The sequence below is a fragment of the Streptomyces sp. NBC_01190 genome, assembly GCF_045039895.1.
In the GTDB taxonomy this organism is placed as follows: domain Bacteria; phylum Actinomycetota; class Actinomycetes; order Streptomycetales; family Streptomycetaceae; genus Actinacidiphila.
Genome location: NZ_CP108580.1, coordinates 6,593,536 through 6,606,044, shown reverse-complemented (window position 1 = coordinate 6,606,044; position 12,509 = coordinate 6,593,536). Strand labels below are relative to the sequence as shown.

General features: G+C 73.0%; 13 protein-coding genes. 4 read left to right on the top strand and 9 right to left on the bottom strand.

Translation table 11 applies throughout. The annotated features are described in order from the left end of the window. Positions 1-96: 96 nt before the first annotated feature. Both OG519_RS27715 and OG519_RS27710 read left to right on the top strand, forming a co-directional pair. Complete coding sequence (locus tag OG519_RS27715; RefSeq protein WP_405589359.1) at positions 97-528, top strand: MarR family winged helix-turn-helix transcriptional regulator; 432 nt, start codon at positions 97-99, stop codon at positions 526-528. Positions 529-594: 66 nt separating this feature from the next. Continuing rightward, positions 595-741, top strand: coding sequence for a hypothetical protein (locus OG519_RS27710; RefSeq protein WP_405589356.1), 147 nt, complete (start codon positions 595-597; stop codon positions 739-741). Between the two features lie 74 nt (positions 742-815). Here OG519_RS27710 and ggt read toward each other — a convergent pair whose 3' ends face one another. Continuing rightward, a complete protein-coding gene (gene ggt / locus OG519_RS27705) occupies positions 816-2,585 on the bottom strand; it encodes a gamma-glutamyltransferase (RefSeq protein ID WP_405589353.1) in 1,770 nt (589 codons plus the stop codon). Positions 2,586-2,934: 349 nt separating this feature from the next. Here ggt and OG519_RS27700 point away from each other — a divergent pair, with 349 nt between their 5' ends. Continuing rightward, positions 2,935-3,711: a hypothetical protein gene (locus OG519_RS27700; RefSeq protein ID WP_405589350.1), complete on the top strand. Its 777-nt coding sequence runs from the start codon at positions 2,935-2,937 to the stop codon at positions 3,709-3,711. Here OG519_RS27700 and OG519_RS27695 read toward each other — a convergent pair. After that, positions 3,680-4,432, bottom strand: a complete 753-nt coding sequence (locus tag OG519_RS27695) for a ZIP family metal transporter (protein ID WP_405589347.1) — start codon at positions 4,430-4,432, stop codon at positions 3,680-3,682. The two genes, OG519_RS27700 and OG519_RS27695, sit on opposite strands and share 32 nt — an antisense overlap. 133 nt (positions 4,433-4,565) lie before the next feature. Next, the gene (locus OG519_RS27690; protein WP_405589345.1) at positions 4,566-5,507 is read right to left on the bottom strand and encodes a cation diffusion facilitator family transporter; all 942 of its coding nucleotides are present in this window, start codon (positions 5,505-5,507) and stop codon (positions 4,566-4,568) included. 166 nt (positions 5,508-5,673) lie between these two features. On the opposite strand from OG519_RS27690, the gene OG519_RS27685 reads away from it, so the two are divergent. Continuing rightward, positions 5,674-6,081 carry a DUF6479 family protein gene (locus tag OG519_RS27685; protein WP_405589341.1) on the top strand — a complete coding sequence of 136 codons (408 nt, stop codon included), beginning with the start codon at positions 5,674-5,676 and terminating at the stop codon, positions 6,079-6,081. Positions 6,082-6,179: 98 nt separating this feature from the next. Here OG519_RS27685 and ligD read toward each other — a convergent pair whose 3' ends face one another. The 6 genes from ligD to OG519_RS27655 all read right to left on the bottom strand — a co-directional run bounded on the left by ligD (position 6,180) and on the right by OG519_RS27655 (position 12,475). Next, entirely contained in the window at positions 6,180-7,130 is a 951-nt protein-coding gene (gene ligD / locus OG519_RS27680; RefSeq protein WP_405589339.1) for a non-homologous end-joining DNA ligase, read from the bottom strand. Continuing rightward, positions 7,127-8,992, bottom strand: a complete 1,866-nt coding sequence (locus OG519_RS27675) for a transketolase (RefSeq protein WP_405589337.1) — start codon at positions 8,990-8,992, stop codon at positions 7,127-7,129. The genes ligD and OG519_RS27675 overlap by 4 nt, the downstream gene beginning before the upstream one ends. Positions 8,993-9,045: 53 nt before the next feature. After that, positions 9,046-10,410 (bottom strand): NAD(P)/FAD-dependent oxidoreductase, encoded by a 1,365-nt coding sequence (locus OG519_RS27670; RefSeq protein ID WP_405589334.1) that lies wholly within the window; start codon positions 10,408-10,410, stop codon positions 9,046-9,048. 140 nt (positions 10,411-10,550) lie between these two features. Next, a complete protein-coding gene (locus tag OG519_RS27665) occupies positions 10,551-10,802 on the bottom strand; it encodes a TfoX/Sxy family DNA transformation protein (protein WP_405589331.1) in 252 nt (83 codons plus the stop codon). A 396-nt stretch (positions 10,803-11,198) separates the two neighbouring features. Beyond that, positions 11,199-11,573 (bottom strand): DUF6278 family protein, encoded by a 375-nt coding sequence (locus OG519_RS27660; RefSeq protein ID WP_405589328.1) that lies wholly within the window; start codon positions 11,571-11,573, stop codon positions 11,199-11,201. Between the two features lie 122 nt (positions 11,574-11,695). Further along, positions 11,696-12,475, bottom strand: coding sequence for an exodeoxyribonuclease III (locus OG519_RS27655; RefSeq protein WP_405589325.1), 780 nt, complete (start codon positions 12,473-12,475; stop codon positions 11,696-11,698). Between the last annotated feature and the right edge of the window lie 34 nt (positions 12,476-12,509).

Genomic DNA, 12,509 nt, shown 5'->3' with positions numbered 1-12,509 from the left:
CGGCGCGTTACGGCCCTGCTACAGCGGGTTTTCATCTGCCGACGGCATTCGACAGGCAACCTTGCGAGTCCGCCGTCCCGGTTTTACGGTGAGTGGATGCCGAATCGGGACCAGGCGCGCGCCGCGAACGAGCTGACGACCGTGTTGTCCCAGCTCACCCGGCGGCTGCGAGCCGCCTCCGGACGGGACGAGCTGACGCCCTCGCAGCGCTCGGTGATGAGCCGTCTCGGCCGCGAGGGCCCGGCGACCACCGCCGCGCTCGCCCGCGCCGAACGGGTCCGGCCGCAGTCGATGCGGGCCACCCTCGCCGCGCTGGAGGAGCGGGGCCTTGTCGCCCGCACCCCGCATCCGACCGACGGCCGCCAGGTCGTCCTCTCCCTCACCCCCGCGGGCACCGATCTGGACGGCTCGGGACGCCACGCCCGCCGGAGCTGGCTCGCCGAGGCGGTGGCGGCCGAGCTGACCCCGGCCGAGCAGCGCGCCCTGACGGCCGCGATCCCGCTGCTGCGGCGGCTGGTGGAGTCCTGACCGGCGCGGGTCGGCCCCCGCCGCCCCGCCAGTACCGCCAGTTCCGCCTACGAGCACCGCTGCCAGGTGACGGTGGCGACCGGCCGGCTGACCGTACGGACGCCGACGCGCACGCCCGCGCGGCCGGCGGGAGGCACGATCTTTCCGCGGCTCGGCGCGGCGGGCAGCACGGCGGAGATCATCGCCCCGCTGCCCGCCGCGGTCGCCGGCTGAGCCGACTCAGCCGACTCAGCCAGCCACGTCAGCCACATCGGCCAAGCCGGCAGAGCCGGCCTGTCACCGGATGGTCAGTGCCCGGCCGGCCTGACCACCGCGGCCGAACCGCCGCCGCGCCTGACCGGCTCGGCCGCGGCCAGCCATCGGCCGTCGGGCAGCCGCTGGATCCCGGTGGCCGCGCCGATCTCCGGGTTCTGTGTGAAGTGGTGCCCGATTCCTTCCAGTTGGGCCTTGAGCGGGCTGTTCCAGAGCGCGGGTTCCAGCTCCGTACTGGCCGCGTTGCGCTGGCTGGCGCGCGGCGCGGCGATCGCGTCCACCAGCGGCAGCCCGCGGTCGACGTGTTCGGTGAGCACCTGGAGCACCGTGGTGATGATGGTGGCGCCGCCGGGTGAGCCGACGGCGAAGTCCGGGCGGCCGTTCTTCAGCACGATCGTCGGCGAGATCGAGGAGCGGGGCCGCTTGCCGGGTCCCGGCAGGTTGGGGTCGGGGACGCCGGCCGCGGCCGGCACGAAGGAGAAGTCGGTGAGCTCGTTGTTGAGCAGGAAGCCGCGGCCGGGGACCGTGATGGCGCTGCCGCCGGTCTGCTCGATGGTGAGGGTGTAGGCGACGACGTTGCCCCACTTGTCGGCGACGGTGAGGTGCGTGGTGTTGTCACCTTCGTAGGTGGTCGGCGCGGTCGGGCCGCCGGCGCCGCAGGGGGCCGGGTGGGCGGGGTCGCCCGGCGCGAGCGGGCTGGTGAGCACCGCGTCGTCCTTGATCAGGCAGGCCCGGGAGGCGGCGAACGCCTTGCTGGTCAGTCCGGCGGTGGGCACCTTCTCGAAGGCCGGGTCACCGACCCACCGGCCGCGGTCGGCGAACGCGATCCGGCTGGCCTCGATGTAGTGGTGGAGGTATTGCGCCTCGCTCGCGTCGGCGAGGTCGGTGTGCTCCAGGATGTTGAGCGCCTCGGCCACGGTGGTGCCGCCGGAGGACGACGGGGCGGGTCCGTACACGTCGAGCCCGCGGTAGGCGGTGTGCGTCGGCGCCTGCTTCTTGGCCTGGTAGGCCGCCAGGTCGGCGGTGGTCAGGTCACCGGTGCGGACCACCCGGGTGGCGGCCGGGTCGACGGGCGGCTTGCGCACCGTACGGACGATGTCGGCGCCGATGTCGCCGTGGTAGATCGCCCCGATCCCCTTGGCGCCCAACTCCCGGTAGGTGCGGGCGAGGTCGGGGTTGCGCAGGGTCGCGCCGACGGCCGGCGGCTGTCCGCCGGGCAGGAAGAGCTTGGCGGTGGCCGGGAAGTCCTTGAAGCGGTCCAGGTTGGCCGCCGTCTGCGCGTTGAAGGTCGCGTCCACGGTGAAGCCGGTGCCGGCCAGCTTCTCGGCGGGCTTCAGCACGTCGCCGAGCGAGCGGGTGCCCCAGGAGTCGAGCGCGGTCTGCCAGGTGGCGGCGGTGCCGGGCACGCCGACGCTTCGTCCGCTGGTGACGGCGTCGGCGAAGGCGAGTGGCTGCCCGTTCTCCACGAAGAGCTGGTCGGTGGCGCTGTGCGGGGCGGTCTCCCGGCCGTCGATGGTGAAGACCTGGTGCCGGGCGGCGCTGTAGTAGACGAAGTAACCGCCGCCCCCGATGCCGGAGGAGTACGGCTCGGTGACGCCGAGCGCGCCCGCGGTGGCCACGGCCGCGTCCACCGCGTTGCCGCCGTGCTTGAGGACGTCGATGCCCGCGGCGGTGGCGTCGGCGTCGACGCTGGCCACCGCTCCCCCGTAGCCGACGGCGAGCGGGCTCTTGGCCGCCGGCTGTCCTTGCGGTGGGCGGTGATGGGCCGGCGCGGCGGCGGTGACGGCGCCGATGGTGGCGGTCACCGCCAGCGCCGCGACCGTGCGTAAGGCGATGCGGCGGACCGGCCGCCCACCGCGGACCGATGGACGAAGCCGTGCTCGTTGTTGTGCCCGACGGTTGATTCCCATTGCGGAGCCTCCAGTCAACGACCGTCCCGGCAGCGTAACTTCACCCCACCCGTCCCGTCATGGCCATCGGCCCGGCAGCTCGGACCGGGTCGGGGGAAGGCGGTCGGCCGGTCCGCAGCCGGTCCGAGGCCGCTACGGAGCCGGCCTGCGGCCGGTACGCGGTCGGCATGCGGCCGGTACGGAAGAGGCTGCCGGGGCCGCCGACACCTGACGTCCCGGCTCGAACACCGCTACGATCCGCGCCATGAGCGACAACGCACGCGACCTTGTCCTCGCGCTGGCCGGTCTGGTGATCGGCGCGGCTCTCGGCTGGTTGGTCCGCGGCTGGCTGTCCGGCCGGCGGCTGCGGCGCAAGCAGCGCTTCTTCGGCCTGCCCAAGGACTCGGAGTGCCTGCTGGTGGTGCCGCGCGACGCGGGCGCCCGGGGCTGGAGCCTGGCCAGGCACGACGCCTTCTCCATGCTGGAGCTGTCCGCGGTGATCAAGGAGTGCGGGGCGCACGCCGAGGTGCTGGCGCACGACACCGCGTGGCAGGGTTTCGGGGCCAGGACCGAGTTCTGCATCGGCGGCCCGCAGGCCAACCTCCGGCTGGCCGCGCACCTCAGGTCGATGCTGCCGGGCGTCGAGATCAACACCGACCCGGCGCCGGGACCCGGACAGAGCGCGATATCCGTCGGCGGCGAGACGTACCCGCTGGAGAAGGGCGCGGTGGAGTACGTGCTGCTGGCCCGGCTGGCCGCGGCCCGCGACTCCGGCAACGACCGGCCGGTCTTCCTCTCCTCCGGCCAGGTGGGGATAGCCAACCAGGCCGCGGTCCGCTATCTTGCCCGCCACCACGCCCGTCTCGCCCGCAAGTACGGGGTCGACGCGACCTTCTGTCTGCTGCTGCGGGTGGTCAACTCGCAGGCGTACGGATCCGATGTGGTCGAACTGGTCGGCGACGTCACCAAGGCGGCGACCGCGGGCAAGGCCGCCCTCGCGGTCGGCGGACTCAGTCGGCCAGACCGATCACCAGCCACATGATGGCCGCCCCCGCCACCGTGAACGCCAGCGTGGTGCTCGACGGGTGCGGGCTGTGCGCCTCCGGCAGGATGTCGGACGTGGCGAGGTAGAGCAGGAAGCCGGCGAAGAACCCGAGGTAGAGGCCGAGCGCCCCCGGCGGGATGGTGAAGGCCAGGGTGATCGCGGCGCCCACCACCGGGGCGAGCGCGTCGGCGCCGAGCAGCAGTTGGGCGCGCCGCTGGCCGTTCCCGTAGAGCCGGGTGATCGTGTAGGTGTTGAAGCCGTCGGCGAAGTCGTGCGCCACCACCGCGATGGCGACCACGGAACCCACGGTGTTCCCCGCCTGGAAGGCGGCGCCGATGGCGAAACCGTCCAGCACGCTGTGGCCGACCAGGGCCGACGCGGCGGCCAGCCCCACGCCCTTCACCGGGTCGTGGGCGTGGCCGTGGCCGTGCGTGTGCTGGGCGTACTCCCCCTCGTGGGCCCGGTGGATGGCCACCGAGCGCTCCACGATGTGCAGGGCCAGGAAGCCCGCGACGAACATCAGCAGCGCGGCGGGCACCCCGAACACATGGTGCGGCTGGGTGCGCAGCGCCTCCGGCAGCAGGTCGAAGCCGACCACACCGAGCATCAGCCCGGCGGCGAGGCCGAGCACGAGATGGCGGCGGTCACCGATGCGCTGTGCGACGAGGCCGCCTATCAGAGTCATCGCGAACGCGCCCGCGGCTATCAGGACCGGCATGGGGTCATGATCCATGACGCCGTACCCGCTCGCGACTCAGGGTCGCCTTACCCTCGGTGACCGGCCAGGGCGGGCCGGGTCGGGGCGGGCCGGGTCGGCGGCGGGCCGACCCGGTCCGGGGGCCGGGACGGGGCTAGCCGGCGGAACCGGTCGCGGCGCCCCGGGCCTCGCGTTCCCGGCGGGCGTCGGTGATGTCCAGGAAGACCCGGTCGGCGGCCGGCCACTTCTCCTGGATGGACTGCCGGATCCGCAGACTCACCTCCTCGACCCGTTCGCTGTCCATCCCGGGCAAAAGGTCGATCCGCGCCGCCACCAGGGTGGAGTCCATGCCGAGCCGCATCGTCAGCAGCTCCTCGACGGTGTCCACCTCGGGCTGGGCGACCAGGAGCTGCTCGATCTCGTCCCGCAGGTCGGCGTCGGCGGCGACCCCGATGAGCTGGCCGTGAGCGGTCCGGCCCAGGCTGAAGGCGACGAACATCAGCAGCACGCCGATCGCGATCGACGCGGCCGCCTCACCGACCGCGTTCCCCGTCGTCATGTGGACGACCAGGCCGGCGGCGGCGAGCAGCACGCCGATCACCGCGGTGCCGTCCTCGGCCAGTACGGTGCGCAGCGCCGGATCGCTGGCGCCCGCCCCGGAGCGGCGGGACTGGACCACCGCTTTCAGCAGGGACGCGCCCTCGGCGAGCAGCGAGATGAAGAGCACGATCAGACCGGCGAGATAGCCGCTGAACGACTCACGCTCACTGCTGCCCAGCGCCTCCACACCCTGGTAGAAGGAGAAGACCCCGCCGAGGACGAAGATGCCGACGGCCGCCAGCAGTGACCAGAAGTAGCGCTCCTTGCCGTAGCCGAAGGGGTGGTCGCTGTCCGGGGCCCGGCGGGCGCGGCGCAGCGACAGCAGCAGGAACACCTCGTTGAGGCTGTCGGCGACGGAGTGGGCGGCCTCGGACAGGAGCGCCGGCGATCCGGCGAAGAGGCCGGCGGCGGTCTTGGCGACGGCGATCACCAGATTCGCGGCGAGCGCCACCAGTACCGCGCCGCGGGTCCCCGCGTCGCGCCCTTGTTCTGCCATCCCTTGTCCTCCTGACTGCGCACCGCCGGCGGCTGCCGGTCACGGTGCGTAAGACGGTCCGCGTCGTGACGGCACGCGCGGGTCGGCTCACTCCCGGTGGGTTTCGCTGTGACTTTCGTGTTCCCCGCCGTTTCCCGGGCATCCGCCTCTCAAGGAGGTGCCGTGTATGTCCGTTTACGACCACTACGAGCAATCCGCCGTGCAGCTCGCCGTCAATGACCACGAAGTTGGCATCGGCCCGTTGATCCTCGGGATCCTGATCGTGATCGTGCTGATCCTGGGCGTCTGGCTCGGTATCCGGCGCGTCGGCCGCGGTCCTGGTGTGCCCCGCGGCAAACGGGCGCGATCCGGTGCCTGGCAGACGCGCCAGGAACACGACACCGGCGCGCCGGACGACCATGGTCCCGGCCACCAGGAGCCGGGCCCGCGCACCCACGAGTCGCGCCAGCCGGAGCCTGACGAGATGCCGCGCGACGGGCGGCGCCGGCTGCCGTACGAGGTGCACAGCTCCGGTGTGAAGGGTGGCCGGCTGCGGACGCGCCCGAAGCGGCACGGCGGGCACAACGTCGACTGACGGCGGGGCGGATCGGCCGTAACGCGTCCGAGGTGGTGGGCGGAACCCGATCAGGGGTTCCGCCCACCACCTCGTCGGTCTCCGGCCGGGCCGGCCGGTCAGTCCGCCAGCGCCCGCAGCCGTCTGGCCGCGGGTCCCAGCGAGCGGCCCCTGGCCGGCAGCAGCCCGTCCCAGGGCCCCTCGGCGGCGTGCTGGAGCGCGTTGCGGATCGTCCAGCGGCGCGCGTCGAGCGCCGGGTCCTCCAGCGCCTCCCGGGTGATCGGGGCGGCCACCGGCGCGCCCGGCAGCGCCCGTACGGACCAGGGGGCGACGGCGGTCTGCGCGTAGCCGTTGCGCAGCACGTCGAGGTAGAGCCGCCGGCCGCGGTCGTGCTTGCGCGGCTGGGTGGTCAGCTCGTCGGGATGGCGCGCGGCCAGGGTGTCGGCCACTTCCCTGGCGAAGTCCCGTACCTCGTCGACATCGGCCTGCCGGTCGAGCGGCACCACCAGGTGCAGGCCCCGGGAGCCGCTGGTCATCGGCGCCCAGGGCAGTTCCAGCTCGTCCAGCAGTTCGCCGAGCGCGCGGGCGGCCCGGCGGACCGCGGCGAACGGATCGCCGGCCCCGGCCCGCCCGCCGCCCGGGGCGTCCGTCGGATCGAGGTCGAACACCATCCGGTCGGGCTGCCGCGGCCGGTCCGCCCTCGACTGCCAGCGGTGCAGCGTGGTGCAGCCCTGTCCGGCCAGGTAGACCAGCGTGTCGGCGGTGTTGGCCAGCACATGGGTGACCGTGCCGCCCTCCTTCGCCAGCTCGGTGCGCTTGATCCAGTCCGGGTAGTGCGACGGCGTGTTCTTCAGCATGAAGCGCGGCCCGTCGATACCGTCCGGATGGATCTCCAGCATCAGCGGCCGGTCCCTGAGGTGCGGCAGCGCGTACGCGGCGATGTCCCGGTAGTACGCGGCCAGGTCCGCCTTGGTGACGGCCGGGGCCCCGGCGCGGGCCGGGAAGAGTTCCTTCTCCGCCCGCGCCACCCGCACCGCGTGGCGGCCGGCCCCGACCGTCACCGTACTCATCGGACGCCGACCAGCGTGCGGGCGGCCGCGGTGATGGCGTCGGCGTCGATGCCGACCGCGTGGAGCTGCTCGTCGGGGGTGGCCGAGCCGGGGATGACGTTGACGCCGAGCCGGGTGGTCAGCGGCATCGGGTGGCCGTTGCCGAAGGATTCCAGCACCGCGTCGCCGATGCCGCCCTCGGGGTGGTGGTCCTCGACGGTGACGAACCGGCCGGTCGCGGCGGCGGCCTCCCGCAGCGTCATCACGTCCACCGGCTTCACCGAGTACAGGTCGATCACCCGGGCGTGGATGCCCTCGGCGGCCAGCCGGTCGGCGGCGGCGAGCGCCTGGGGCACCGTGACGCCGGCGCCGATCAGGGTCACCTGGTCGTCCGGCCCGGAGCGCAGGACCTTGCTGCCGCCGATCGGGAACTCCTCGTCGGGCCCGTAGATCACCGGGGTGCCGGCCCGGGTGGTGCGCAGATAGGTGATGCCGGCCCGGTCCGCCATGGCCGGCACGAGCTTGGCGGTCTGGTTGGCGTCGCAGGGGTAGAGCACCGTGCTGCCGTGGATGCAGCGCATCATGGCGATGTCCTCGACCGCCATCTGGGAGGGGCCGTCCTCGCCGATGGAGACACCGGAGTGGGAGCCGTAGATGTTGAGGTCGGTACGGCTGATCGCGGCCATCCGCAGGAAGTCGTGGGCCCGGGTCAGGAAGGCCGCGAAGGTGCCCGCGTAGGGCTGCCAGCCGCGCACCTGGGTGGCCACCGCGGTCGCGATGAGCTGCTGTTCGGCGATGTAGCACTCGATGTACCGGTCGGGGTGCTTCTTCTCGAAGAGCTCCGCCTTGGTGGAGTCGCCGACCTCGCCGTCCAGGACCACGATGTCCCCGCGCCGGGTGCCGGCCGCGGCGAGGGCCTCGCCGAACGCCTCCCGGGTGGCCACCTCGGACCCCAGCTCGTACACCGGCAGCGCGGCGGTCGGGTCGCCGTCGTGCGCGGGCCGCTCGGCGGCCTCCGGGGGCGAGACCCGGACCAGGATGTCGCGGACGCCGCCGAGCTCGCGGATCGCCTCGTCCGGGTCGGGCACCGGCTTGCCGTGCTTGCCCTCGCGGTTCTCGACGGAGGCGACGCCCTTGCCCTTCAGGGTGTGGGCGATGATCGCGGTCGGCTTGCCGCGGGTGGCGAGGGCCTCGGCCATTGCCTCGTCGATCGCGTCGATGTCGTGGCCGTCGATCTCCACGGTGTGCCAGCCGAAGGCGCGGATCCGCCGCCCGTAGGCGTCCAGGTCCCAGCCGTGCCGGGTCGGGCCGCGCTGTCCGAGCCGGTTGATGTCCAGGATCGCGGTGATGTTGTCCAGTCCGTCGTCCCCGGCCTGCTCGAACGCCTCCCACATCGAACCCTCGGCGAGTTCACTGTCCCCGCACAGCACCCAGGTGCGGTACGGCAGGTGGTCCAGGCGCTTGCCGGTCATCGCGATGCCGACGCCGATGGGCAGGCCCTGGCCCAGCGAGCCGGTCGCCACGTCCACCCACGGCAGCTTGGGTGTGGGGTGGCCCTCCAGCCGGCTGCCGAGCTTGCGGTACGTCGTCAGCAGCTCCTCCTCGCTGATCGCGCCGGCCGCCTTGTAGACGGAGTAGAGCAGCGGCGAGGCGTGGCCCTTGGAGAAGATGAGGTGGTCGTTGCCGGGGTGCGTCGGCTGGTCGAAGTCGTAGCGCAGATGGCGGGTCATCAGCACGGCGAGGAGGTCCGCCGCGGACATCGAGGAGGTGGGATGTCCCGAACCGGCCGCCGCCGCGGCACGTACCGAATCCACTCGCAGCTGCTGGCCGAGTTCGGCGATCTCTTCGTCGGTGAGGACCTTTTCTGGGCTGGCCGTGTTCATGAGGGGCTTTCTCCTTCGTTGGCGGTTGGTCGGGCGTTGGCGGCTGGTCGGGCTCAGGTGCTGTGCGGCGGCTTGCTCTCCGGCGGATCGGTGAAGCGCTGGCCGTCCGGCTGCCAGCGGGGCAGTTCGGGTGCCGCGCTGTCGAGCGGCACCGCGAAGGACTGGACCATGCCGAGCTGGACGGCCTGCTTGGGCAGCACCGCGTCGAGCAGCCAGTCGGCGGCGACCCTGACCCGGTTGCCGGGCATGGCCATCAGGTGGTAACCGCGGGTGACCGCGCCGGCGGCGACGCCGGACAGCGGCACGTTCAGCGGGTTGGCGGCGGCCTTGGCGCCGCCGAGGTCCACCACGAAGCCGAGGTCGTGGTGCTTGTACGCGCGGGTCTCGCCGTACCCGTAGGAGGCCGCGATGTTGTTGGCGAGGGTCTTGCCCTGCCGCCCGGCGTGCTGCGCGGTCATCGGGGTCACCGAACCGGGACGGGTGACGTCGGGGACCGCGGCGGCGTCGCCGGCCGCGAACACGTCCGGGTGGCCGGGGACCACCAGATCGGGTCCGACCTCCAGCCGCCCCTTCTGGGCGGCCAGGCCGACCGAGTCGACCAGCGGGTCGGGGCGGACGCCGACGCACCAGATGAGGCTGCGGGTGGGGACGTTCTCCCCGGTGTCGAGGAAGACGCCGTCGGCGGTGGCCTCCTTGACCGAGTGGCCGGTGCGCACCTCCACACCGCGCTTGCGCAGCACCCGGTCGGCGGTGCGCGACAACCGCTGGTCGAGTTCGGGCAGCACCCGCTCGGCGATGTCCAGCAGGATCCAGCGCGGCGGGTCGCGATGTTGCAGGGTACGGTGCTTGCGGACCAGGGCGTCGGTGTAGAGCTTGCCCTGGGCGGCCACCTCGGTGCCGGTGTAGCCGGCGCCGACCACCACGAAGGTGCAGCGCGCCTGGCACTCGGCCGGGTCGTCCGTCCCGCCGGCCATCTCTATCTGCCGGGTGATGTGGTCCCGCAGATACAGCGCCTCGGGCATCCCCCGGAAGCCGTGCGCGTGCTCGGTGACGCCCGGGATCGGCAGCAGCTTGTTGACGCTGCCCACGGTGAGCACCAGCCGGTCGTACGGCATGGTGCCCGGATTCCCCTCCGGGTCGGTGTACGAGACCGCGTGCCCGTCCAGATCCACCCCGTCGACCTCGCCGAGCACCAGCCGGGCGTCGGGCAGGCTGCTCGGCAGCGACACCGTGACCCGGCGCGGATCGAGCACACCGGAGGCGACCTGGGGCAGCAGGGGCAGATACAGGAAGTAGTCGGTGGGGTTGATCAGGACGATCTCGGTCTCGTCACGCAGACCGCGGTGCCGGGTCAGGGCCCGAGCGGCGTGGTATCCGGCGAAACCGGCGCCGACGATGACAACACGGGATCGGGACATGGGGGCGCTCCCTTCCTCAGGCTGCGGGTGCCCGAGAGGGAGCGGGACAAACAGGGCGGGCCGCCCCGGGGCGATCAGGGGGTGCCCGGGAGTGCCCAGCGGGGTGCCGGGCCGGTCCGTGAGTGCGCACCGCCCCGCGGTCAGCCCAGGACGCGGTGGACCAGGGTGTCGCGTTCGGTCTGCGGGATCGCGGTCCAGCGCATGCCGCGCAGCGCGCCCTCCAGGGCCAGCAGGGTGTGGGTACGGGCGTCCGCGGGCAGGTCGGGGCTGATCTTCTCGAAGGCCCGGCCGGAGCCGAGGCGGCGCAGTTCGACGGCGTCACCGACGCCCGCTCGGCGCAGGCGGTCGGCGAGCACCGCCCCGATGTTCGGCAGCTGCTGAAGGGAGTCCACGTGGTGCCTCCGGTACAAGCTGGTGGGTGCGTTCGGCGCCCATCATGCACATGGTGGGGCGCCGGGCCGGGAGATCCGCGGCTGACACGCCCGTGGCGGTCCCCCGCGGTGGTGACGGCACACACCCGCCTGCCAGCTTGTCGCCGGCTGTTCCCCGGCCGAGGCGTGGTTGGGCGGGGTTGCGCGTGGCCAGGCGCGACTAGGCCGTGTCTGACAAATAGCGTCGTCCGCCCGCAGGGCGGGGCCCGCGGCGTCTGGTGCGTGCGCTCGCAAGGCGGAGGGTCGTCCTCGTAGTGGGCCTACTCGGACGACTCCGACAACGCAGCGAGCGTGCGTGCCAGGCGTCGCGGGGCAGGCGGGATTTGTCAGACACGGCCTAGGCCCGGTTAGGCCCGGCTAGTCTTCGGAAGCCTCGGCGAGGACCTGGGAGAGTTCGGGGGAGCCGTTCTCGGCCCAGTCGTGGCCCAGCTCCACCGGGTCGATCTCCCGGCCGGAGGCGAGCCGGACCACCGGGTGGCCGTCGGGCCAGATCTGCCAGGCGGCGCCGGGCACGGTGAGCACGATGACCGTGCCGAGGTAGAGACCCGCGTCGTTGCCCAGCCAGGTCAGCGTCTCGGGGTCGTCGCGCCAGCTCGGCACGAGCTGGTCCAGGGCGGAGAGCGAACCCTCGGAGCCGTCGAGCTCCACGCCTTCGGCGGCGGCCCGCGCCCGCAGCAGCTCGCACTCGGCGAGGAGTTCGTCGATACCGGTGGCGTCCTGGGAGATTTCCATGGCGCCCAGCCTGGCACCTCGGACCGCGGCCGACCACCGCCGGGGCCCGGGCCGCCCCGACCGTCGCCGGTATGTGACCTTGGCGCGCCGTCCCGCACCGCTCGGCGACGGCCGGCCCGTCCTCAGAGGTCCAGATCGACGACCACCGGCGCGTGGTCCGAGGCGCTCTTGCCCTTGCGCTCCTCGCGGTCCACGTACGCGTCGGAGACCCCCTTGGCGAACGGTTCGTTGCCGTAGACCAGGTCGATCCGCATGCCGCGGTTCTTGGGGAAGGCGAGCTGGCGGTAGTCCCAGTACGTGTAGGGGTGGTCGTACTTCAGCGGGCGGGGGACCACATCGGTCAGTCCGGTGCCGCGCAGCGCGGCGAGCGCGTCCCGCTCCTCGGGGGTGACGTGGGTGAGGCCCTCGAAGAACCGCGGGTCGAAGACGTCGTCGTCGGTGGGCGCCACGTTGTAGTCCCCGAGGACGGCGAAGGGCCGCTCCCCCGCCGCGTCCCCGGAGACGGCCGCCGTCAGGGCCTCCAGCCATCCAAGCTTGTAGCCGAAGTGCGGGTGTCCCACCTCGCGGCCGTTGGGCACGTAGACCGACCAGACGCGGACCGGACCGCAGGTGGCGGCGATCGCCCGCGGCTCCACCACCCCGTCGTACTCCGGGGCGGCCGGCAGATCGTCGACCACGTCCGCCAGGCCGACCCGGGAGATCACCGCGACGCCGTTCCACCGCCCGCTCGCCCGCACCGCCGCCTCGTAACCCAGCTCGCGCAGCTCGGCGTGCGGGAACTGCTCAAGGGTGCACTTGGTCTCCTGGACGCACAGGACGTCCGTGCCGCTGCTCTCCAGCCACGGCAGCAGGCGCGGCAGACGGGCGGTGATCGAGTTGACGTTCCAGGTGGCGATCCGCATGCCTGACAACCTAGCGGGTGGGTCCGACAGCGGT